This is a genomic window from Bradyrhizobium sp. 215_C5_N1_1 (genome assembly GCF_052075935.1).
In the GTDB taxonomy this organism is placed as follows: Bacteria; Pseudomonadota; Alphaproteobacteria; order Rhizobiales; family Xanthobacteraceae; genus Bradyrhizobium; species Bradyrhizobium barranii.
This window is the reverse complement of the sequence record NZ_CP197228.1, coordinates 2,707,290-2,727,941: the sequence shown is the minus strand read 5'-3', so window position 1 is coordinate 2,727,941 and position 20,652 is coordinate 2,707,290. Positions and strand designations below refer to the sequence as shown.

18 protein-coding genes and 1 pseudogene are annotated in these 20,652 nt (G+C 64.2%); 12 read left to right on the top strand and 7 right to left on the bottom strand.

Annotation, left to right across the window (positions count from 1 at the left end):
* Nucleotides 1-51 precede the first annotated feature (51 nt).
* The 5 genes from AB7G19_RS12730 to AB7G19_RS12710 all read left to right on the top strand — a co-directional run bounded on the left by AB7G19_RS12730 (nucleotide 52) and on the right by AB7G19_RS12710 (nucleotide 5,490).
* Complete coding sequence (locus AB7G19_RS12730) at nucleotides 52-1,161, top strand: S-(hydroxymethyl)glutathione dehydrogenase/class III alcohol dehydrogenase (protein WP_014493614.1); 1,110 nt, start codon at nucleotides 52-54, stop codon at nucleotides 1,159-1,161.
* A 33-nt stretch (nucleotides 1,162-1,194) separates the two neighbouring features.
* Nucleotides 1,195-1,758, top strand: a complete 564-nt coding sequence (gene gfa / locus AB7G19_RS12725) for an S-(hydroxymethyl)glutathione synthase (protein WP_063981977.1) — start codon at nucleotides 1,195-1,197, stop codon at nucleotides 1,756-1,758.
* A 649-nt stretch (nucleotides 1,759-2,407) separates the two neighbouring features.
* A complete protein-coding gene (locus AB7G19_RS12720; protein WP_014493612.1) occupies nucleotides 2,408-2,860 on the top strand; it encodes a (2Fe-2S)-binding protein in 453 nt (150 codons plus the stop codon).
* Nucleotide 2,861: 1 nt separating this feature from the next.
* A complete protein-coding gene (locus AB7G19_RS12715) occupies nucleotides 2,862-5,174 on the top strand; it encodes a xanthine dehydrogenase family protein molybdopterin-binding subunit (RefSeq protein ID WP_063981976.1) in 2,313 nt (770 codons plus the stop codon).
* Nucleotides 5,175-5,229: 55 nt separating this feature from the next.
* Nucleotides 5,230-5,490, top strand: coding sequence for a hypothetical protein (locus tag AB7G19_RS12710; RefSeq protein WP_028151274.1), 261 nt, complete (start codon nucleotides 5,230-5,232; stop codon nucleotides 5,488-5,490).
* A 221-nt stretch (nucleotides 5,491-5,711) separates the two neighbouring features.
* Here the strand turns inward: AB7G19_RS12710 and AB7G19_RS12705 are convergent, their stop codons facing one another.
* From AB7G19_RS12705 to AB7G19_RS12690, 4 genes are all read right to left on the bottom strand, one after another.
* Nucleotides 5,712-7,439: a methanol/ethanol family PQQ-dependent dehydrogenase gene (locus tag AB7G19_RS12705; protein WP_283017230.1), complete on the bottom strand. Its 1,728-nt coding sequence runs from the start codon at nucleotides 7,437-7,439 to the stop codon at nucleotides 5,712-5,714.
* A gap of 117 nt (nucleotides 7,440-7,556) precedes the next feature.
* A complete protein-coding gene (locus AB7G19_RS12700; RefSeq protein WP_063981974.1) occupies nucleotides 7,557-8,210 on the bottom strand; it encodes a ubiquinol-cytochrome c reductase iron-sulfur subunit in 654 nt (217 codons plus the stop codon).
* 264 nt (nucleotides 8,211-8,474) lie between these two features.
* Complete coding sequence (locus tag AB7G19_RS12695; protein ID WP_063981973.1) at nucleotides 8,475-8,939, bottom strand: group III truncated hemoglobin; 465 nt, start codon at nucleotides 8,937-8,939, stop codon at nucleotides 8,475-8,477.
* 135 nt (nucleotides 8,940-9,074) lie between these two features.
* The gene (locus AB7G19_RS12690; RefSeq protein ID WP_155257984.1) at nucleotides 9,075-9,986 is read right to left on the bottom strand and encodes a 3-hydroxybutyryl-CoA dehydrogenase; all 912 of its coding nucleotides are present in this window, start codon (nucleotides 9,984-9,986) and stop codon (nucleotides 9,075-9,077) included.
* Between the two features lie 244 nt (nucleotides 9,987-10,230).
* Here AB7G19_RS12690 and pstS point away from each other — a divergent pair, with 244 nt between their 5' ends.
* The 3 genes from pstS (at nucleotide 10,231) to AB7G19_RS12675 (ending at nucleotide 12,532) form a co-directional block, all read left to right on the top strand.
* Nucleotides 10,231-11,286 (top strand): phosphate ABC transporter substrate-binding protein PstS, encoded by a 1,056-nt coding sequence (gene pstS, locus AB7G19_RS12685; RefSeq protein ID WP_187387986.1) that lies wholly within the window; start codon nucleotides 10,231-10,233, stop codon nucleotides 11,284-11,286.
* A gap of 182 nt (nucleotides 11,287-11,468) precedes the next feature.
* Entirely contained in the window at nucleotides 11,469-11,837 is a 369-nt protein-coding gene (arsC, locus tag AB7G19_RS12680; protein WP_063981972.1) for an arsenate reductase (glutaredoxin), read from the top strand.
* Nucleotides 11,834-12,532 carry an ABC transporter permease gene (locus tag AB7G19_RS12675; RefSeq protein ID WP_063981971.1) on the top strand — a complete coding sequence of 233 codons (699 nt, stop codon included), beginning with the start codon at nucleotides 11,834-11,836 and terminating at the stop codon, nucleotides 12,530-12,532. Before arsC ends, AB7G19_RS12675 begins: the two co-directional genes overlap by 4 nt.
* Here the strand turns inward: AB7G19_RS12675 and AB7G19_RS12670 are convergent.
* Together AB7G19_RS12670 and AB7G19_RS12665 are read right to left on the bottom strand one after the other, a co-directional pair.
* Nucleotides 12,506-13,315 (bottom strand): extracellular solute-binding protein, encoded by an 810-nt coding sequence (locus AB7G19_RS12670; RefSeq protein WP_063981970.1) that lies wholly within the window; start codon nucleotides 13,313-13,315, stop codon nucleotides 12,506-12,508. The genes AB7G19_RS12675 and AB7G19_RS12670 overlap by 27 nt on opposite strands.
* Nucleotides 13,316-13,515: 200 nt before the next feature.
* Nucleotides 13,516-13,923, bottom strand: coding sequence for a hypothetical protein (locus AB7G19_RS12665; RefSeq protein WP_283017231.1), 408 nt, complete (start codon nucleotides 13,921-13,923; stop codon nucleotides 13,516-13,518).
* A 125-nt stretch (nucleotides 13,924-14,048) separates the two neighbouring features.
* Between AB7G19_RS12665 and AB7G19_RS12660 the strand changes: the two genes are divergently transcribed.
* A complete protein-coding gene (locus tag AB7G19_RS12660; RefSeq protein WP_354096572.1) occupies nucleotides 14,049-15,401 on the top strand; it encodes a hypothetical protein in 1,353 nt (450 codons plus the stop codon).
* A 63-nt stretch (nucleotides 15,402-15,464) separates the two neighbouring features.
* The gene (locus AB7G19_RS12655; protein ID WP_201266280.1) at nucleotides 15,465-15,743 is read left to right on the top strand and encodes a Plug domain-containing protein; all 279 of its coding nucleotides are present in this window, start codon (nucleotides 15,465-15,467) and stop codon (nucleotides 15,741-15,743) included.
* A gap of 19 nt (nucleotides 15,744-15,762) precedes the next feature.
* Here the strand turns inward: AB7G19_RS12655 and AB7G19_RS12650 are convergent, their stop codons facing one another.
* A complete protein-coding gene (locus tag AB7G19_RS12650; protein ID WP_283017232.1) occupies nucleotides 15,763-17,079 on the bottom strand; it encodes an alpha/beta hydrolase in 1,317 nt (438 codons plus the stop codon).
* Nucleotides 17,080-17,351: 272 nt separating this feature from the next.
* Here AB7G19_RS12650 and blaBJP point away from each other — a divergent pair, with 272 nt between their 5' ends.
* Nucleotides 17,352-18,236 (top strand): BJP family subclass B3 metallo-beta-lactamase, encoded by an 885-nt coding sequence (gene blaBJP, locus AB7G19_RS12645; protein WP_283017233.1) that lies wholly within the window; start codon nucleotides 17,352-17,354, stop codon nucleotides 18,234-18,236.
* Between the two features lie 336 nt (nucleotides 18,237-18,572).
* Nucleotides 18,573-20,578: pseudogene (locus AB7G19_RS12640) on the top strand (putative bifunctional diguanylate cyclase/phosphodiesterase).
* Nucleotides 20,579-20,652: the final 74 nt, after the last annotated feature.

The following is a 20,652-nucleotide window of genomic DNA, read 5'->3' as shown; positions in this document are numbered from 1 at the left end:
CCAGGACCGATACCACCTCGTGGCGTCCTGCGAGAATTTGAGGAGTTTACGATGAAGACACGTGCCGCCGTTGCTTTCGAAGCCAAGAAACCACTCGAGATCGTCGAAGTCGATCTGGAAGGACCGAAGGCCGGCGAAGTCCTGGTCGAGATCAAGGCGACGGGCATCTGCCATACCGACGCCTACACGCTCGACGGCTTCGACAGCGAAGGAATCTTCCCGTCGATCCTGGGTCATGAGGGCGCCGGTATCATCCGCGAGATCGGACCGGGCGTGACCTCGGTGAAACCGGGCGACCACGTCATCCCGCTCTACACGCCGGAGTGCCGGCAGTGCAAAAGCTGCCTGAGCCAGAAGACCAATCTCTGCACCGCGATTCGCGCGACGCAGGGCAAGGGCGTGATGCCTGATGGCACCAGCCGCTTCTCCTACAAGGGCAAGCCGGTCTACCACTACATGGGCTGCTCGACCTTCTCGAACTTCACCGTGCTGCCGGAGATCGCCGTCGCCAAGATCCGCGAGGACGCGCCGTTCGACAAGAGCTGCTACATCGGCTGCGGCGTCACCACCGGCGTCGGCGCCGTCGTCAACACCGCCAAGGTCACGCCGGGCTCCAACGTGGTCGTGTTCGGCCTCGGCGGCATCGGCCTCAACGTGATCCAGGGCGCCAAGATGGCCGGCGCCGACAAGATCATCGGCGTCGACATCAACGACTCCAAGGAGGATTGGGGCCGCCGGTTCGGCATGACCGAGTTCGTCAACCCCAAGAAGATCACCGGCGACATCGTCGCGCATCTGGTCAACCTGACCGACGGTGGTGCCGACTACACCTTCGATTGCACCGGCAACACCACCGTGATGCGCCAGGCGCTGGAAGCCTGCCATCGCGGCTGGGGCACCTCGATCATCATCGGCGTTGCCGAATCCGGCAAGGAGATCGCCACCCGCCCGTTCCAGCTCGTCACCGGGCGCAACTGGCGCGGCACGGCCTTCGGCGGCGCGCGCGGCCGCACCGACGTGCCCAAGATCGTCGACTGGTACATGAACGGAAAGATCCAGATCGATCCGATGATCACCCACGTGCTCAAGCTCGAGGAGATCAACAAGGGTTTTGACCTCATGCACGAGGGCAAATCCATCCGTTCAGTCGTTGTGTTCTAGCTCGAAAGCGTCACACCCAAGGAGGATCGACCCATGACTGTTGCACTCCATCCCTCGATCGATAACGGCGTCAAACAGGGCAGCGGCAGCTTTGCCGGCGGCACACTGGTTTGCAAATGCACGGACCACCCGGTCAAGGTCGCCGTGAAGGGCGACGTCGCCCACAACCACGCCTGCGGCTGCACCAAGTGCTGGAAGCCGCAAGGCGCGAATTTCTCGGTGGTCGCCGTGGTGCCGCGCCAGAACGTCAGCGTGACCGAGAACGGCGACAAGCTCCAGATCGTCGATCCCTCGGCGGTGATCCAGCGGCACGCCTGCAAGGCTTGCGGCACCCACATGTACGGCCGCATCGAGAACAAGGGCCATCCGTTCTACGGCCTCGACTTCATCCATCCCGAGCTGTTCCAGGAGCAGGGCTCGCAGGCGCCGCAATTCGCCGCCTTCGTCTCCTCCGTGATTGAATCTGGCGTGAAGCCGGAACAGATGGCAGGCATCCGCTCGCGGCTGAAGGAAATCGGGCTCGAGCCCTATGACTGCCTATCGCCGGCGCTGATGGACGCGATCGCGACCCACGTGGCGAAAGCCAAGGCTGCCTGACAAGGCTGCCTGACAAGGCCGCCTGAACAAGGCCGTCAGACCTTCGCCGTGCCCGTCCGCTCGCTGGCCCCGACCATCGCCAGCGAGCCGGACGGTCCGGCCCTCGACCAAATCGCTGCGATGCCGCCGCATCGCACGAGGCAGACGCGAGCGCCATGAGCTCCTCAGATGAGCTCCTCAGTCCTGGTCTCTGAATGACTGCGCAGTGCCGCCCACTTCCCCCTCGAAGTCCGCGCCGCTGCGTTCTCCCTCCCTCGACTGAGGCATCCTGCTTCGTCCGCGCAGTCTCTGCCGGACGAAGCTTTTTTCGTCGTGCACATTTCGCAGGCGCAGGGGCGTGATGCCGCGCCCTGCTTTTGACAAACCTTCGTTGCAACTTTTCCCTTCAACAACACCCGGCTGTGAACGCCGGGCCGGCGCGGTCTCTGCTACGGTCGCGTCGTCACGATGCCGCGCGAATTCAATCAATCAAGAATAAGACGGGAGGTATCGAGCACATCCGGACATCACGATTCGCATTCCTGCTTGCTGCCGGGATCTGCCCGCGCAGGAGAACAGGCCGGGATGCGACGACACGACGAAACGGGCAGTGCGCCGACCTGTGTCGGCAATGTTCAATCGACAAGCTTATGAAGAGCGAGGGACCATCATGATCAAGGTGAAGATCAACGGCCAGGAACAGAGCTGGGACGGCGACCCGGATCTCCCGCTACTCTGGTTCTTGCGTGACGAGGCCGGCCTGACCGGCACCAAGTTCGGCTGCGGCCAGGCCCTGTGCGGCGCCTGCACCGTCATCGTCGACAAGGAGGCCGTGCGTTCCTGCATCACGTCGATCAACGACGTCGCCGGGCGCGAGGTGACCACCATCGAAGGGCTGCATCCGAACGGCGACCACCCCGTCCAGAAGGCCTGGCGCCAGGTCAACGTGCCCCAATGCGGCTTCTGCCAGGCTGGCCAGATCATGCAGGCCGCCGCGCTGTTGATGGAGAATCCCAAGCCGTCACACGACCAGATCCGCGAAGCGATGGCCGGCAACATCTGCCGTTGCGGCTGCTACCAGCGCATCGAGAACGCAGTCCATCTCGCATCGACGGGAGTGTGACATGAATTTCATCGATAAACCCGGGAAGCTTCGTGGCTTCGAGAAGAACATTCGGGTCGAGAAGGTCTCGCGCCGCAGCATCCTGAAGGGGCTCGGCATCACCGGCGGCTTCGTGCTCGCCGCCCCCGTGATGTCGCGCCAGGCGTTTGCCTACGAGACCGGCGCCGGCAAGATGCCGCACGGCGTCGTGGTCGATCCCCGCGTCTTCGTCGCGGTTGCGCCCGACGGCACCGTCACCATCCTCGCCCATCGTGCCGAAATGGGCACCGGCGTGCGCACCAGCCTTCCGCTGATCGTCGCCGAGGAGATGGAGGCTGACTGGTCCAGGGTCAAAGTGCAGCAGGCCCATGGCGACGAGGTCAAGTTCGGCAACCAGGACACCGATGGCTCCCGCAGCACGCGGCATTATCTGATCCCGATGCGCCAGATCGGTGCCTCCGCCCGCACCATGCTGGAGCAGGCCGCGGCCAAGCGCTGGGGCGTGCCGGCGACCGAGGTCAAGGCCGTCAACCACGAGGTCGTCCACAGCGCCAGCGGCCGCAAGCTCGGCTTCGGCGAACTCGCCGCGGACGCAGCCAAAGAATCGGTGCCGAGCATCGAAGGCCTCAAGCTGAAGGACCCCAAGGACTTCCGTTATCTCGGCAAGGGCCAGATCAGCATCGTCGATCTCCACGACATCACCACCGGCAAGGCGCGCTACGGCGCCGACGTACGCCTGCCAGGCATGAAATATGCGGTCATCGCACGCCCGCCGGTGACCGGCGGCAAGCTGGTCTCGTTCGATCCGGACGCGGCGCTGAAGGTCCCCGGCGTCGAGAAGGTGATGCAGGTGCGCGGCTGGCCGTGGCCGTCGAAATTCCAGCCGCTCGGCGGCGTCGCGGTGATCGCGCGCAACACCGGCGCGGCGATCAAGGGCCGTGACGCGCTGAAGCTGACCTGGGACGACGGCGCCAACGGCAAATACGACTCGGTCGCCTATCGCAAGGAGCTCGAGGAAGCCTCGCGCAAACCGGGCCTCGTCGTACGCCAGGAGGGTGACGCAGACGCTGCGCTGAAGAGCGCCGACAAGGTCGTCGTCGGCGAATACTATCTGCCGCACCTCGCCCATGTCAGCATGGAGCCGCCGGTGGCGGTCGCCGACGTCAAGGGTGACAAAGCGGAGATCTGGGCGCCGGTGCAGAGTCCCGGCGGCACCCGCGAGGACGTCGCCAAGACGCTCGGCATTCCCGAGGACAACGTCACGGTGAATGTCACGCTGCTCGGCGGCGGTTTCGGCCGCAAGTCGAAATGCGACTTCGCGCTCGAGGCCGCGCTGCTGTCGAAGGAGCTCGGCGCGCCGGTGAAGGTGCAATGGACGCGCGAGGACGACGTCCGTCACGACTTCCTGCACACCGTCTCGGTCGAGCGGATCGAGGCAGGGCTCGACAAGAACGGCAAGGTGATCGCCTGGCGCCACCGCAGCGTGGCCCCGAGCATCGCCTCGACCTTCGCCGCGGGTGCAAACCACCAGGCACCCTTCGAGCTCGGCATGGGCCTCGTCGACATGCCGTTCGAGATCGCCAACATCTCCTGCGAGAACCCGGAAGCCGCGGCGTTCACCCGCATCGGCTGGTTCCGTTCGGTCTCGAACATCCCGCGGGCCTTTGCGGTGCAGTCGATGGTCGGCGAGATCGCGCAGGCGACCGGGCGCGACCAGAAGGAGACGTTGCTCGCGCTGATCGGCAGTCCCCGCATCGTCAAGCCGGCGGTGAAGGACATGTGGAACTACGGCGAGCCCTATGACAGCTACCCGATCGACACCGCGCGTCTCCGCAAGGTGGTCGAGCTGGTCGCCGAGAAGGGCGAATGGGGCCGTCAGGTACCGAAAGGCCATGGCCTCGGCATTGCCGTGCACCGCAGCTTCGTCAGCTACATCGCGACCATCGTCGAGGTGGCCGTCGACGAGAAGGGCAAGCTGACGGTGCCGCGGGTCGACACCGCGATCGACTGCGGCACTTATGTCAATCCCGAGCGCATCGCCTCGCAGATGGAGGGCGCGGCGATCATGGGGCTGAGCGTCGCCAAATACGGCGCGATCACCTTCAAGGACGGCAAGGTGGAGCAGAAGAACTTCGACGACTTCCAGGTCCTCAGGATGGATGAATCTCCTCTTGTAACCAACGTCTACATCGTCCCGCCCGGACCCGACACGCCGCCGAGCGGCGTCGGCGAGCCCGGTGTTCCGCCGTTCGCACCCGCGCTGACGAACGCGATCTTCGCCGCGACCGGAAAGCGTATCCGCAGCCTTCCGCTCGGTAAGCAATTGGAGGCTTAAGGCGGAACATTGAGCGGCCTCGCGCCGTTTCCATCGATCTGACAGGAGCAGATCGATGACCAACATCTCAAAGGCGCTCGCAGTCTCGTTGCTGTCGGGCGCCTTTTTCATGACGACCACGGCTGCGTTCGCTCAAAGCAACACCACCCCGCCGACCACCGCCACGCGCCCCACCGCGCCGGAGCAGAACTCGCTTCCCAACGCCGGAGCCCCGCCGCCTTCGACCACACAGACCACCGGGCAGACCAGCTCCGATCCGAAGGTTCAGGAGATGAACCAGAAGGAAAAGGACAAGGTTGATCGGCAGGGGAAGTAGCGGTCCAGCGCCTGCGCCCACAAACCGCCGCTCGCCGTCATGGCCGGGCTTGTCCCGGCCATCCACGACCTCTGCCGCGGCACGAAGAACGTGGATGCCCGGGACAAGCCCGGGCATGACGGGTTCGTGGCGCGAGCACCGCACACGCAAAATGCGGCGGACGTTGCCGTCCGCCGCATTTGCCCCCTGACGCTCCGCTTCCTTCGATTCGCCCGCGGAGCTTATTTCTTCAGCGCGAACACCCAGATCACGCCGCCCTGCGGCACATTGGATTCGATGCCGATATTGTTGGTCGCGAGCGCATCCTGGATGCGTTGCGCGTCCACGCCCCACCCCGACTGGATCGAGATGTATTGCGTGCCGTCGATCTCATAGGACACCGGCATGCCCATGATGCCGGAGTTGGTCTTCTGCTCCCACAAGAGTTCGCCGGTCTTGGCGTGGAAGGCGCGGAAGTTGCGGTCGTTGGTGCCGCCGACGAAGACGAGATCGCCTGCCGTCGCCGTTACCGAACCGAACAACTGCGATTTCGGGAAATTGTGCTGCCACACCTTCTTGCCGGTGGCGGGATCCCAAGCCTGGAGTTCGCCGAAATGATCGGCGCCGGGCTTCGTCGTTAGGCCGATGTCCTCCGGCTTGGTGCCGAGCCAGAGTTCGCCCGCCTTGAGCGGAACCTTCTCTCCGGTGAAGCCGCCGCAGAAATTCTCGTTGGCGGGCACGTAGACGAGGCCGGTCCTCTGGCTGTAGGCCGCCGACGGCCAGTCCTTGCCACCCCACAGCGACGGACAGAACTCGACCCGCTTGCCGATGACCGGCTTGTGCGCAGGATCGACGATCGGCTTGCCGCTCTCGGCGTCGATGCCCTTCCAGACATCGGTCGCGACGAAGGGCCAGCCTGCGACGTGGTTGATCTTGGTCGGGGTGCGCTCGAGCACCCAGAAGATCGCGTCGCGGCCCGGATGGATCAGGCTCTTGATGGTGCGACCGTCGCGTTGCAGGTCGACCAGGATCGGTGCTTCGACCTCGTCCCAGTCCCAGGAATCGTTCTGGTGGTACTGGTGGTAGGTCTTGATCTTCCCATTGCTGGGATCGAGCGCGAGCACCGAGGAGGTGTAGAGATTGTCGCCGGGATGCGTCTCGCCAGGCCATGGCGCGGCGTTACCGACGCCCCAATAGATCGTCTTGGTGTCCTTGTCGTAATTGCCGGTCATCCAGGCGGAGCCACCGCCGGTCTTCCAGTCGTCGCCCTGCCAGGTATCGTGACCGGGCTCGCCCTCGCCGGGGATGGTGAAGGTGCGCCACAACTCCTTGCCGTCCTTGGCATCGTATGCGGCGACGTAACCGCGCACGCCGAGTTCACCGCCGGAGCCTCCGACGATGACCTTGCCCTCGACGACAAGCGGCATCAGGGTCATGTACTGGCCCTTCTTGTAGTCCTGCACCTTGGTGTCCCACACCACCTTGCCGGTCTTGGCGTCGAGCGCGACGACATGGTCGTCGGTGGTGGCGAGATAAAGCTTGTCCTCCCAGAGACCGACGCCGCGGTTGGTCGGATGCAGCTGAAAGAGGTCGTCGGGAAGCTGCCGCTTGTAGCGCCAATATTCGTCGCCGGTCTTCGCGTTCAGCGCGATCACCTGCCCCATCGGGGTCGTTACGAACATCACGCCATTGTTGACGATCGGCGGCGCCTCGTGGCCTTCGACCACGCCGGTGGCAAAGGTCCAGACCGGTGTGAGATTCTTGACGTTCGAGGTGTTGATCTGGTCGAGCGGGCTGTAGCCCTGTCCGTCATAGGTGCGCCGATAGAGCATCCAGTTGCCGGGTTCCGGATTTTCCAGCCGCTGCTGGGTGACCGGCGCGTAGTTCTCGATCGGGCCGGCGACGGCGACGGTCGAGACAAGGCACGTGAAGGCGACGAAGCCGGACAGTAACCATTGCTTCCTGGTCATGAACGTTCCCCTTTTTCATCCGTTTGAATTCTTGTTTTGAATTCTTGTCGTTCGTCCCGTCGTCCGCCCATCGGCGGATGCGGCCTCTCGTGACGCGGGCACAACCCGCACCGTCCGTCATCCTGGCTGCACGCCACCTACCTTTCCGATGAAGTTGCCGGCGACGCTGAGCGAACCGTCAGCGAGCGCGAGCGGCAGCGCGGCAAGCCGCCGCGGCGCCGGTCCGAACACGACCTGCGCGCCCTCGCGGGGATCGTATTCGGAGTTGTGACACATGCACTTGAACACGTCCTTGTCGCCGACATCGCTCTTGACCCAGGCAGTGACGGGACAGCCTGCATGCGAGCAGATCGCCGAATAGGCCAGGATGCCATCGACGGCCCGCGCGCGGGTCTTCTCGTCGAGCTCGGCGGGATCGAGCCGGATGATCAGGATTTCGTTGAGGCGCGATGCGCTGCGCACCACCGATGTGTTGGGATCCTTCGGCCACGCATGGACCGGCGGTCCACCGGCCGGGAGATCGGCCGCAGTGATGAGCTTTCCCTCCTGGTCGCCTTCGGAGAAGACGAGCAGATCACCCTTCTGCGGACGTTCATCGGAGCCTGGCGGATCCTCGCCCGCGCGCGTCTGCGTGGAACAACCAAGGCAGGCGGTCGTGGCGAGCGCGCCAAGCAGCAGCGTTCGCCGCGTCTGTTCTGTACCCGCGTCGACTTCAGACTCCGCGGTGCTCTCGGACGATGAGGGAGTGGTGTTGAATGATGCGCGCGACATGCACGTTAGCAGGCGCTGGAACTCTGCCGAAAAAAAGGCGGAGAGTTGGCGCCGCAGCGCATCAATATGTCTTTGCTCGCTTTGGTTGAACGCAAATGAATGCGTTCCAGCGCATATTTGCAATTGCAACGTCGCGTCGCGCGATCGGCATGATGATTTTGCAGATCAGACCGATGATGCGGGAATTGGTGCAACGCGTTATTAGCCGCGCAGCGCAACCTCAGAGCGACACAACTGCACGTTTTACAGGCAGATTTGCTGTCGTCAGGACCGGAGCACGTGACGCGGCGCAGCGATACGGCCGGCGATGGTCGCCGACGCCATCTCAAAACTGTCGGCGATGCGTCGCGCCTTGTCGATGAAGAGCGCGGCCGCCGGCGGCGGACAGACCTCGCGCGCGGTCTGCTCGAACAGATCGAGCCAGCGGTCGAAATGATCGCCGACCAGGCTGAGCGGCACATGCGCCCGCATCGGCGAACCATGGTAGCGGCCGCTCATCAGCACGACCGACGACCAGAAATCCTTGAGTTTGGCGAGATGCTCGTCCCAATTCTGCACGATCGCAAAGACCGGCCCCAGCAGCGCATCCTCGCGCACGCGTCCGTAGAAGCGGGTGACGAGCTCCCCGATCATCTCCTCGGTGATCCCGGTGCGCTCGATCGCATCCTGGGTCAGCAGGTTCCGCCGCGCGGCCGCCGCCTCGCGCTCGGCCTTCAGTCGATCCGACATGTCCTTCGTTATCCGTTCATTTGTTCCCGCGGGCCGCCCGTTCGACATTGTCGGGCCAATTGCGCGCGGCGTCTTTGTCGCAGCGCAAATTGCGGGGATCGGGCGGCGGATGCTGGGCACCCGCCGCCGGCGCCATCAGGCACCGTAAGTGTAGAAGCCCTGGCCGGTCTTGCGGCCGAGATGGCCGGCATCGACCATTTCCTTGAGCAAGGGGGCCGGACGATATTTGGGGTCATTGAAGCCCTTATAGAAGACCTCCATCACCGAGAGCATGGTGTCGAGCCCGACGAGATCGGCGAGCGCCAGCGGCCCGATCGGATGGTTGCAGCCGAGCTTCATGCCGGCATCGATCTCCTCGGCGGTCGCGATCCCTTCCTGGAGCGCAAAGATCGCCTCGTTGATCATCGGGCACAGGATGCGATTGACGGCGAAGCCGGGGCTGTTCTTGGCCGTGATCGCCACCTTGCCGACCCGCTTGGCGAAATCCAGCGCCTTGGCGTGGGTGTCGTCGGAGGTCTGCAGGCCGCGGATGAGTTCCAGCAGCGCCATCACCGGCACCGGGTTGAAGAAGTGCATGCCGATGAAGCGATCGGGACGATCGGTTGCGGCGGCAAGCTTCGTGATCGAGATCGAGGAGGTGTTGGTCGCGAGCAGCGTGCGCGGCGACAGCGTGGCGCAGAGGTCCTTCAGGATCTTGACCTTGAGCTCCTCGTTCTCGGTCGCGGCCTCGATAACGAGGTCGCAATCGGCGAGCTTCGCGCGATCGGTGGTGCCGGTGATGCGCTTGAGAGCCGCCTCGCGATCGGCAGCCGACATCTTCTCCTTCTTGACCAGGCGCTCGAGGCTACCGCCGACGGTCGACAGCCCGCGGTTCACCGCCGCATCGGAGATGTCGACCATCACGACCGAGAGCCCGGCCGCGGCACAAATCTGCGCGATGCCGTTCCCCATGGTCCCTGCCCCGATGATGCCAACCGTGTTGATCATTGCCTCGTATCCTTCATCCTTGCGGGCGTGCCAGACGGCCCGGCCCCATTGTTCCTGCATCAGGGTCTAGCACCGCCACCGGGCGGGTGCGACCTGATCCTGCCTCTCCTTAAAGCATCCCGGGCGGGAATAAAGCCGCTCTTCCGCCGCGGAGAGGTGCGATTTGATGCCCCGGCGAGCTGATTTGTTCGCATTTTGCCCGGCCGCTGCAGGGGGCGAGGGGCGCGCCAGCGAGCAGCTGGCCAAGACGTCTTTGTGACACAGGCCACATCTGCCTCGCGCCCGGCCTGCTAGGCTCGGCCCTATGATGAAGCACCTAACTCTCCCCGTACTCTTCACCGCTCTGCTCGTCGCCACGCAAAGCCTGGCGGCCGAGACCAAGGGAGCCGGCTCAACCTTCGTTTCGCCCGTGATGGCGAAATGGATCGACGCATACAAGACGAAGACCGGCAACACCGTCAGCTATCAGGCGGTCGGCTCGAGCATCGGCGTCGGCCTGATCAAGAAAGAGGCCGTCGACTTCGGCGCAAGCGACATGCCGTTTGATCCCAAGGAACTGGAGAGGCTCGGCATGATGCAATTCCCGATCGTGATCGGGGGCGTCGTACCGGTCGTCAATATCGATGGAGTCAAACCCGGCCAGATCCGCTTCACCGGCCAGATGCTCGCCGACATCTATCTCGGCAAGCTGAAATCATGGAACGATCCGGCCATTCGCGCGATCAACCCCGACATCAGGCTGCCGAACACTGCGATCACGGTGGTTCATCGCATCGACGGATCCGGCACGACGTTCAACTGGTCGAACTACCTCTCGAAGGTCAGCACGCAGTGGAAGACGAGCGTGGGCGAAGGCACCTCGGTCGAGTGGCCACTTGGTCTCGGCGGCAAGGGCAATGACGGCGTCGCCTCGCTCGTCAGCCTCGTGCCCGGTTCGATCGGCTATCTCGAATACACTTACGCGCTGCAACGGCTAGATAGAATCTCATTTGGCGTCGTGCAGAACAGCGCCGGAAATTTCGTCGTCCCCGACGCCGCATCGTTCCAGGCAGCGGCCTCGAGTGCGGACTGGAAGGCGGAGAAGGATTTCCACCTCGTGCTCACCAACGCGCCCGGCGAAGACGCCTACCCGATCACGGCCACGACGTTCGTACTGATGCCGAAGGCGCCGAAATCCGAGGAACGATCGGCAGCGGCCATCGACTTCATCCGCTGGTCGTTGGAGAACGGAAAGGCCCAGGCCGAGACGCTCAATTACGTGCCGCTTCCGCCTGCCCTGGTCAACCAGATCGAACGCTATTGGCAGCAGAGCATCGAGACAAACCCCACGGTCTCGGCCTCGGCTAACGTCAAGCGCTGAAGCTTGGAAACGAGCGGCCGTCATGCCCGGGCCTGTCCCGGGCATCCACGTTCCCAGTGCCAGCCACGCGACCGCGATCCTTCTGGAAATCTCGCCGTGAATCGTGATTTAGTCCCGCGGAAGGCCTGTTGCCGGCTCGCAGCGGCGAGAACGCGCGAAGGTCCAGGCCCGGGGGCTTTCGAATGGACGTGATCATCTACCACAATCCCGATTGCGGCACGTCGCGCAGCGCGCTTGCCACAATCAGGAGTGCCGGCATCGAGCCGCACGCGGTCGAATATTTGAAGACGCCACCTTCGCGTACCTTGTTGCAGCAGCTCGCGCGCATGGGGATTTCGGTGCGCGAGGCGGTCCGCGAAAAGGCGGCGCCCGATACGGAGCTCGGGCTCGACAACCCGGCACTGGCGGATGACCAGCGGCTCGAAGCGATGATGGTACATCCGATCCTGATCAACAGGCCGATCGTGGTGACCCCGAACGGCGTCAGGCTTTGCCGCCCTTCGGATCTGGTGCTTGATCTCCTGCCGGCGCAACAGCGTCCGGCCGGATGAACGATTTCGCGCGATCCATCGGCGCCGCGCTCACGCTGATCGGCGAGGCCGACGCCGAGCTGCTCGGCATCGTCGCGCTGTCGGTTCGTGTCAGCCTCACCGCCGGCATCGTCGCGCTGCTGATCGGCGCGCCCTTCGGGGCCCTGCTCGCGATCACCCGATTCCGCGGGCGACAGGTCGTCATCGTATTGACCAATGCGTTGCTCGGCCTTCCGCCGGTCGTGGTCGGGCTTGCGCTCTATCTTCTGCTGTCGCGGTCCGGCCCGCTCGGAGCAGCCGGACTGTTGTTCACGCCGACCGCCATGGTGATCGCGCAGACCCTGCTCGCGACCCCGATCGTGGTCGCGCTGGTGCACCGGCCGGCAAGCCTGCTCTGGGCCGAGTATGGCGACCTCGCGCGGATCGACGGACTATCGATACTGCGCAGCATCGGCTTGCTGTTCGCGCTCGGCCGAACGTCGCTGCTGACGGCCTTTCTCGCGGCTTTCGGACGCGCGATCGCCGAGGTCGGCGCCATCATCATCGTCGGTGGCAACATCCGCGGCTTCACGCGCACGATGACGACGGCGATCGCACTGGAGACCAGCAAGGGCGACCTGCCGCTGGCACTCGGGCTCGGGCTGATCCTGCTCGCGCTCAGCGTGGCGGTGTCGACCGTCGCCTTCCTGCTAGTGGGACGCGTTGGGGAAAAATAGCTGCTCGCCGCCGACCTTGTAGCCGGCGATCGCATCCTGCCCCTTCGGCGAGACCAGCCAGTCGATGAAGGCCTGTCCGTCCTTCGCCTTCACGTTCGCATGCGTCGCCGGATTCACCAGCATGACGCCATACTGGTTGAACAGCCGCTTGTCGCCCTCGGTCAGGACGGCAAGCTCGCCCCGGTTCTTGAACGACAGCCAGGTGCCACGGTCCGACAGGAGATAGGCGTTCGACGACGAGGCCATGTTCAGCGCCGGACCCATGCCCTGGCCGATCTCGCGATACCAGCTGTCCTTGCCGCCGCCGATATCGACGCCCGCCTCCTTCCACAATCTCAGCTCGGCCGCATGCGTGCCGGACTTGTCGCCGCGCGAAATGAAGGTTGCCTTTGCCGCCGCGATCTTGCGCAGCGCATCCGTGACGTCCTTGCCGCCGGCGATCTTTGCGGGATCGCTCTTCGGACCAACGATGATGAAGTCATTGTACATGACATCGAAGCGCTTCACGCCCTGCCCCTCGGACATGAACTTGTCCTCGGCCGGCCTGTCATGCACGAACACCACGTCGGCGTCGCCGCGCCGCCCGATATCGAGCGCCTGGCCGGTGCCGACGGCAACGACCTTCACCTCGATGCCCTCCGCCTTCGAGAACAACGGCAGCAGGTAACCAAACAGGCCCGACTGTTCCGTCGACGTCGTCGAGGCCACGGTGATGGTGCGATCCTGCGCGAATGCGCATGTCGACCAGAACAGAACCGCTGCGATGGCGGCAAGCTTTCTCATTGCGTTGTCCTCACTCCCCAGACGTTTGAACTTAGGCGGGAAGGATGACGCAGGGAAGTCCGACGTTCGGTGCAGGATCAGCGGCCGGGTATGTCTTGCGGATCACGCCTTTTCTCCTTCGCTGCCGAAGGAAGCGTTTCGGGGATCGGCGCGGCAACTCTGTGGGCGCGGTCACATTGGCCGCCTGCCGCGCCCGAGCTTCAGGACGGCCGCAGCTTTTCGATGATGGCCGTCACCTCGTTCAGCTGGGCCTTGGCCGTGGCCAGCAGATCGAGCAGATCGCGCGCCGACTGGGCTGATCCGCCAGCGGCGGCCTGATCGATCACGCTCAAGCCGTCGGTGAGACGCGAGATGATTTGCACGAGTTCATCGCGGCGCGCCTCGAGGTCCGCAAGCGTTGCGTCAAAGCGCTCGTCGAGCCGGGCGCCTTGCAACGAGCGGATCGGAACGATCCTGTCGTCGGGAGGATCGGACATGCGCGTGCTTTGCGTTGCTGTCCCGCCCATCCTAGGCGCGACCGCCCGCAACCCGGCGGTGGTGCATTGTCGCATCCGACACGGCAGTCGCGTTGCCCTTTCCCGCGCGTTGGACGCACGGATGTTCTGCAATTGGTCCCACCTACATTGACATCGATGTGACGGCCGGGGCACTTTTTTGCATTGCTGGCGAATCAGCGATTGCTTCACGCCGAGTACCTCTTGGACAACTCCCTGTGCTTTCGAGACTGATATCGTTGCTGCGCCGCATTCCCGCGGTGAAATGGGCGTTCACCCGGCTTAGGCCCTTGCCTCACGGCGGCAGCGTCGATGTCGCGCCGATCGCGGCAAGCGATTCGCCCGCAACCGTTGCCGACATCGCAGAAGCTGTTGCGGCTCCCGACAGCATCAGCACCAACCCGCTGCCCAGTGACACCGAGATCGCCGTTGCGGCTCCGGTCGCCGAAGATGGCGCCGCTATCTCTGTCATCCCGGAGAGCTCGTCCGCGGCGCCAACTGATGTCAGCGTCGCCGATGATTCATCCTTGGAAGCGCCGACAGAGGTCGAGGCGGTCGTCGTCGAAGAGGTTTCGGTCTCATCAGTCGAGGTGGAGAGCGAGGCCGTTGAGCTCGTCAGCAGCGATCCACCCGCGGAGCTTGAGACCAGCGTCGCACCCGTTGTCGTAGAAGAGACACCGGTCCCGGTTGTCGAGATCGAGAGTGAGCCGGTCGGTGCACCCGAGCTCGTCATCAGCGACCCACCTGTGGAACTTCCGGAGATCGTTGAACCCGTCATCGTTGAAGAGGCGCGGCTGTCGCCTGTCGAGGCCGAGAACCAGCAAGCCAACGTTTCCGAGCCCGTCATCGGCAGCGATCCATCTCCCGACCTCTCGGCCGAGGTGGAGCTCGTCGTCGCAGAGGAGGCGCTGGTCTCGTCTATCGACATCGAGATCGCTCCGGTTGATGCCCCCGTTCTCGCCGTCAACGACGATACCTCCTCTGACGTCGCTGATGTGGAGCCGACTGTCGTAGAGGACACGTGCGTCGCGCTTGCGGACAGCGACGTCTCGGCGGGAGAGGTCTCCGGGAACAGCATCGACAGCGTTGCCATCTCTGTCGTCGCAATGGAGATCGAGCCGGTCCCGGCCAACGATCCCGCCCCGATCGCAACGGAGGGTCCCTCCGCCGACACAGCGAGCGCCGTCACGCATGTCGCGCCGGAGCCGGTCCTCGAGTCTCCCGCTCCGGTGATCCCCAGCGCTCCGAAGACGCGCGCAAAGGTCGTGGAACCCGTCGACCGCGCCACGTTGATCCGGCAGCGCTGGACGGAGACCGGGATCAGGATGTGGAATCCGCGGCTTCACGGCGCCGGCGACGCCACGCTGAACATCCAGGGCCGCGTCGAGCTGCTGCCGCCCGCGCCCGGCGAGACCATGCCACGCTACGACAAGCTCGAATTCAGGATGCTGGACGGGCAGATCGTCTGCGAGGGCGTCGTCGTCGAGGCGCCCGCGTCGGCGGGTCAGCGCAGCTTTACCCGGCTCGCCGAGCCGCGTAACCCCGACCGGCCCCGCGAACCGGTACGGGAGCGCCGGGCCGCTCTCGCCTGACCCTTGTCCTCTGCGACCATGCCCGCCATATGCTAGGCTGACGGCTTGGACATGGGAGGCCGCATGCCCGCAAGATCATTGCGCCTGGTCGTAATCGCCGCCCTCTGCATCTCGCAAGGGGCCTTTGCGGCGTCCGGCAAACGCCCGCACCATGCGCCCGCCACCGATCGGGCCGCGCCCTACAAGGCCGACCGGCTCTCGACCTCGCGCGGCGATACGATCCTCAACACGCCCGGCCAGACCACCGTGCTGACACGTCAGATCCTTGACGACATGAACGCGACGACCCTCCGGGACGCCATGCGCTCGACCGCCGGCGTGACGATAGGGATTGGCCGCTAGATTTCGCGCGACTTCGCGTTCAGGGGATCGGATAGCCCTTCCAGACCCACTCCAGCGCCGACGGCAGCGTTTGCGCAATCGTCGGCCGGTCGACGTGCTTGGCGTTGCGCACGAACAGGAACTGGTAGTGGTAGCCCTTCTCCGCCAGCACCTTCGCCATCAGCGCGTTCGACAGGGTCCAGTCGTGCATACCATCGGGAATGGTGGGGTTCGGATAGAACAGGTCCTGGTCGCCGCCGAAGAACCAGAAGCGGATCGGCTTCGCCGGCGCGGCGACGATCAGCGGCACGCCGGGCGGCTCGGCCGGCGTGAGCACGCCGGCCTTCGATATGAGGTTGGGACCGGCCGGCCCCGTCCATACGCTGTGATATTCCCAGGCGCCGCCACGCAGCGACGGATCGTGAGGCCATTGCTGGTTGACCATCGTCGGCGAGAAGGCCAGCACGCGGTGATAGAGATCGGGATAGAACCACGCCATGGTGAAGGCCGCCACACCGCTCGAGCTCAGGCCCATGGTCGCGCGCCCGTCGGGGTTTTTGGTCAACTTGACGTCGGCGTTCTTCTCGACCAGCGGCAGCACCTCGCGCTCGACGAACTGCGCATAGTCGCCTGACACCGCATCGTATTCGCGGCCGCGCTGGCTGCCCTGCGCGTCCTGCCCGCCATTGCCGATCTGGATCGCGATCATCGGTGGCACGCGGCGCTGCGCGATCAGATTATCGAGCGTCGTGGCGAGGTCCTTGTAGGCGTTGGAGCCGCCGTCGCCGACCACGATGAACGGCGCCTCGGTGCCGCGTACATATTGCGCCGGCACGTAGACGTCGATCGTGCGCGACCAGATTCCAGGATGGCTGGTGGTGACGATCATGTGCGACTTGTCATCCGGCGCAGTGACGGTCGTCATGATCGACGAATTGGTGCAGCCGGCGACGTCGTCGCGGATCAGGCCGGGATTATAGATCGTGCTCTCTTTCGACGTCAGCGTGAAGGATTTTGTCGTGCCGCGTGGTACGCCTTCCTTCGCAATCGTCTCCGGCGCTGGATTGTGGGTGGGCCCGATGATGAAATTGCCCTCGGCGCCGGGCGGCGGCAGCGTTCCGTCGGGCAGCTCGGTCGCGCGCGGATAGTTGGGGTTCGAGGGATCGCGCGTCGGCGGCGCCGTCTTGAAATCCAGGCCCGCCGTGTCAATGAAGAACGGTGCCGCCTTGTCGGTGGTGTTGGCCCCGGGCGGCACAGCCATGTTCTGGATGACGCAGGCCGGCTGCGACAATGCAATTGAAGTGAAGGAGACGAGGGAAATCAACGTCCCCGCAAGGACGGACAAAGAATTGGTCATTTCAGCTCCCGGTGCCGACAAGTCTTTCTGGCTCGCCTTGACGCAAAGTATGGCGGGCCGCCTGCGCGCGGTCAAACAGCAAGCGGCCGCATTCCAGCGATAGCCGCCATGCTCAAACCGAACGGCGACCGCTATTCCGCGCATGCCCATGAATATTTCCGGATACGAGGCCGTTGCTGCCGCAGCTCGCGCGACGTAGCTTGGGCACCGCGCCGTGCCAAGCAAAAGGCGCGCACGGTCAAAATGAACAAGAACACTTCGGGAGGCAACCTATGAAGAAGCTCGCGGCCACGCTATGTGCGCTGGCGTTCCTCGCAACCGGCGCACAGGCGCAGACCATCAAGGATTTCCTGACAGCGGTCATGCAGAAATGGACGGCGCCATTCGATCCGTTCCAGCTGATCGGCAACATCTATTATGTCGGAACCGACGGCATTGCCGTTTATGTCATCAAGACATCGCAGGGCCTGATCCTGATGGACACGGCGATGCCCCAGTCGACCGGCATGATCGAGGAGCACATCGCGAAGCTCGGCCTCAAGGTCGCGGACATCAAGATCATCCTCAACACGCATGCGCATCTCGACCACACCGGCGGCTTCGCCGAGATCAAGAAGGAGACCGGCGCGCAGCTCGTTGCCGGTGAGCGCGACAAACCGCTGCTCGAAGGCGGCTACTATCCAGGCGACGAGAAGAACCAGGACCTCGCCTTTCCGGCGGTGAAGGTCGACCGCGCGGTGAAGGAAGGCGACAAGGTCACGCTCGGCGACACCACGCTGACGGCGCATGCAACGCCCGGCCACTCGCCGGGCTGTACGAGCTGGGAGATGACCGTCAAGGACGGTGGCCAGGACCGCGAGGTGCTGTTCTTCTGCAGCGGCACGGTGGCGCTGAACCGGCTGGTCGGCCAGCCGACCTATGCCGGCATCGTTGATGATTACCGCGCGACCTTCGCCAAGGCCAAGGCGATGAAGATCGACGTGCTGCTCGGACCGCATCCGGAAGTCTATGGCATGCAGGCCAAGCGTGCGGAGATGAAGGACGGCGCACCGAACCCGTTCGTCAAGCCAGACGAGCTCGCAACCTACGCAACCAGCCTGTCGGAGGATTTCGACAAGCAACTCGCCAAGCAGACGGCGGCGTTGGAGAAGAAATAACGGCCATTTGTCCTCTCTTCACCTCTCCTTCCGCGGGGAGAGGTGAAGCGCGCGCGTCGGCTGACCGCGCGGCCATGCGCCGTCGCCGACGTGAAAAGCCAAGACTCGCAATGGTTAGCGGATCGTAGCTGCGGGTGGCTGCGGGCAAGGTGTGCCTGAGACACGCGCCTCGGCCGCCGGATATCCTTAACACGGTCTCACCAATACACGCGGCTGGAAAATCCCGTGGCCGCGCGCAACCTGCGCTGGCTTTTCGTGCAGCCCCACCTAACGCGACCTTTACCCCCGTCGTGCAAGATCGCCGCCGTTTTGAAGGGATCCGGGGCGCGTATTGCAATGCCTGTCGCCAATTTGAAGTCTCAGCTCGCCGCCGCGATGCGGCTGTTTCGCGTGCCGGCCGATAACCCGGACCTGACGCGCGCGCAGTTCGATGCCTTCTCCAAGCAGATCCCGCTGCTCTATTTCATCCTGATGAGCAACACGATCGCGGTCGCCTACACCTATGTCAATGTGGCGCCGGACTGGCTGACGTTGATCGTGCCAAGCGTGCTCACCGTGCTCGCCGCGCTTCGCACCTTCTGGTGGCTGCGCCAGCGGCACCTCGTGCGGAGCGATGCCGATATCCTGCGCAATCTGCGCGCCACCAACTGGATGACATTGCCGATCGGCGCCGGCTTCACCGCATGGTCCTTCGCGCTGTACCCTTACGGCGATGCCTTCGCCAAGAGCCAGGTCGCCTTCTACATGGCGGTGACCGTGATCGGCTGCATTTTTTCGCTGATGCATCTGCGTTCCGCAGCGTTGATCGTGACGCTCGTCGTCGACGTGCCCTATGTGCTGTTCTTCTGGGCCACCGGCGAACCGACGCTGAAGGCGATCGCGGTCAACAACCTTCTCGTCTCGGGCGCGATGGTGACGGTGCTGTTCATCTACTACCGCGACTTCGCCGATCTCGTCTCGAGCCGCAAATCGCTGCTGGCGCAGCAGGCGGCGACGCAAGCGCTCTCGGACGAGAATTTCCGCCTCGCCAATCTCGATTCCCTCACCGAGCTGCCGAACCGCCGCCGCTTCTTCGCCGAGCTGTCGAGCGCCTTCAGCGACGCCGAGCGCAGGCGCGTTCGCGTCGCGGTCGGGATCATCGACCTCGACGGCTTCAAGCCGATCAACGACAATTACGGCCACTCGGTCGGCGATCGCGTCCTGATCGAAGCCGGGCGCCGCATCCGCGAAGTTTGCGAGGGCTTCGGCCCGCAGCGGGTGGAATTTGCCCGGCTCGGCGGCGACGAGTTCGGCCTCGTAGTGTGCGGCGATCCCGAAGATGACGATTTGATGCGGCTCGGCCAGCGCATCGGCGAACAGGTCAAGTTGCCCTACCAGCTCGACACCGCCCATACCGGGCTGTCCTGCTCGATCGGCTTCGCGCTGTTCCCAAGCTCGGCGACCAGCGCCGAAGCGCTCTATGAATGCGCCGACTACTCGCTCTATCACGCCAAGCGCCATCTGCGCGGCCGCACCGTGATCTTCTCGAGCGAGCTCGAGGCCGAGATCCGCAGCCGCGGCGTCATCGAGAACTTGCTTCGCACCGCCGATTTCAGCACCGAGATGGACCTGGTGTTCCAGCCGATCGTGGACGCCATGAGCGAGCACACCGCCGGCTTCGAAGTCCTGGCGCGCTGGCACAGCTCCCGCCTCGGCCTGGTCTCACCGGCCGACTTCATTCCGGCCGCAGAGCGCATCGGCCTGATCCGGCCGCTGACGCAGGCGCTGCTGGTCCGCGCGCTTGCGACGGCAAGGACCTGGCCCGACCACATCCGTCTGTCGTTCAACCTGTCCGCTCACGATGTCTGCGCAGCCGAGGCATTTTGCCGCTGATCTCGATCATCGAGAAGAGCGGGTTGCCGCCGAACCGGATCGACTTCGAGATCACCGAGACCGCCGTCACCTTCGACTTCGTGCGCGCGCAGCAATCGATCGCGACGCTGAAGGCCATGGGCTGCGGCATTTCACTGGACGATTTCGGCACCGGCTATTCCTCGCTGAGCCACGTGCATCGGCTGCCGCTCGACAAGATCAAGATCGACCGCAGCTTCGTCGCCGACATCAACGAAAATCCGGTAAGTCACAAGATCATCAAGTCTCTCGCCGGCCTGTGCGACGACATGGAGATCGCTTGCGTCGCCGAGGGCGTCGAAACCCGCGCCCAGCTCGACAGTCTGCGCCGCCTGGGATGCGACTTCATCCAGGGCTACTACTTCGCAAAGCCGATGTCGGGCGATGCGATCGGCGACTATCTCGCAAAGGAACGCCAGCGTCTCGGCGCCGGCGCCAAGGTCGTGGCCTGAGAGGCCAGATCTCAATCCGCACGCGCAGCGCTGATAAATTAAATTGCTGCCTGTCAATCGTCCGCTTCACATGC